The following is a 1,561-nucleotide window of genomic DNA, read 5'->3' on the forward strand; positions in this document are numbered from 1 at the left end:
TGGTGGAGGCTGTGTGAAAACGCCCTGATGTGCTATGATTCTGGCGTTGCAGGAGGCGCCGGAATGGGACGTTTCATTGAGGGCTGTGACCGTCGGCAGAAGCTGCTTTTGCCAGATTGCGTTGATGATTACGTGTCCGAGGAGAACACGGTACGCGTGGTCGATGTCTTCATCGACGAACTGGATTTGGCGGGGCTCGGCTTCGAGGATGCAGCGTCTACGGGGCGCCCGGGATATCATCCGGCGATGCTGCTCAAGCTATATCTCTACGGGTATCTCAACCAGGTGCAGTCGAGCCGGCGGCTTGAACGCGAGGCAGGTCGCAATGTCGAGCTGATGTGGCTGACGGCCAAGTTGGCGCCAGACTTCAAGACGATTGCTGATTTCCGGCGCGACAACGGCGAGGCGATTCAAGCGACGTGTCGGCAGTTCGTGACATTGTGCCGTGACGTTGGCCTCATCGCTGGCGGAACGGTGGCGGTGGACGGCAGCCGGTTCAGAGCGGTCAACACGCGCGACAAGAACTTCACGCCGGGTGCGATCCGCCGTCGGATGGAGCAGGTGGATGCGAGCATCGAGCGATATCTGGCCATGCTCGACACCGCCGACCGGCAGGAGAACGAGGTGGCCGAGGTTCGCACGACCCGACTTACCGAGCGGCTTGAGGCGCTTCGCCGACAGATGCGTGACCTCAAGGCGATGGAGCAGGCGGTCGAGGCTGCGCCCGATCGGCAGATCTCACTGACCGACCCGGATGCGCGCGCCATGGCGAGCGCCGGCAAGGGGACGGGACAGGTCGGTTACAACCTTCAGGCAGCGGTCGACGCCAATCACCATATTATCGTGGCGCATGAGGTAACAAACGTCGGTCACGACCGAAGTTCGCTTGCTGACATGGGCAAGCTGGCGCGAGAAGCGACCGGCGTAGAGGATCTGACGATACTGGCCGACCGGGGTTACTTCTCAGGCGAGGAGGTCCTTGCGTGCGAGGCGACTGGCGTGATCCCGATCTGCCCCAAACCTCTGACCTCAAGCGGCGTGAAGCGCGGCTACTTTGCCAAGCAGGACTTCCGGTTCGATGCGGAGCGTAACCTGTATGTCTGTCCGGCAAAGCATGAACTGACGCCGGGCCAGACCTACGCGAACCGGGAAGGCGACATCTTCTTCTACCGTCACCTGACGGCCTGCCAGACTTGCGAGTTCAAGCCGCGCTGCACGCCCGAACCGCACCGACGGATCCGGCGCTGGAAGCACGAGCATGTACTCGATGCGATGCAGGCCAGGCTCGATCATATGCCCGATGCCATGCGCATCCGACGACAAACCGTGGAGCACGTCTTCGGGACCATCAAGGACTGGATGGGCCGAAGTCACTTCAAGACGCGCACGCTGCGAAACGTCCCTACCGAGATGAGCCTCCACGTCCTCGCCTATAACATCAAACGCGCAATCGCCCTGATGGGAGCAACCGGTCTGATCGCCGAGATGCAGCGGTAAGAATGCTCGTGCCGCAGCTCAATGCGCCGCTGCTCAAAATGGCGTTTTCACACAGCCTCGGTGG

The 1,561-nt window shown here is 61.4% G+C and carries 1 protein-coding gene; it reads left to right on the forward strand.

Annotated features, from left to right (window positions below):
• Positions 1 to 63: 63 nt before the first annotated feature.
• Complete coding sequence (locus AC1DVS_RS26730) at positions 64 to 1,497, forward strand: IS1182 family transposase (RefSeq protein WP_478027548.1); 1,434 nt, start codon at positions 64 to 66, stop codon at positions 1,495 to 1,497.
• The last annotated feature ends 64 nt before the right edge of the window (positions 1,498 to 1,561 follow it).

This window comes from Sphingomonas sp. P3_C5 (assembly GCF_056402635.1).

Excerpts from the sequence above, each read along its gene's own strand:
- AC1DVS_RS26730 (WP_478027548.1), top strand. The coding sequence starts at position 64 with ATGGGACGTTTCATTGAGGGCTGTGACCGTCGGCAGAAGCTGCTTTTG.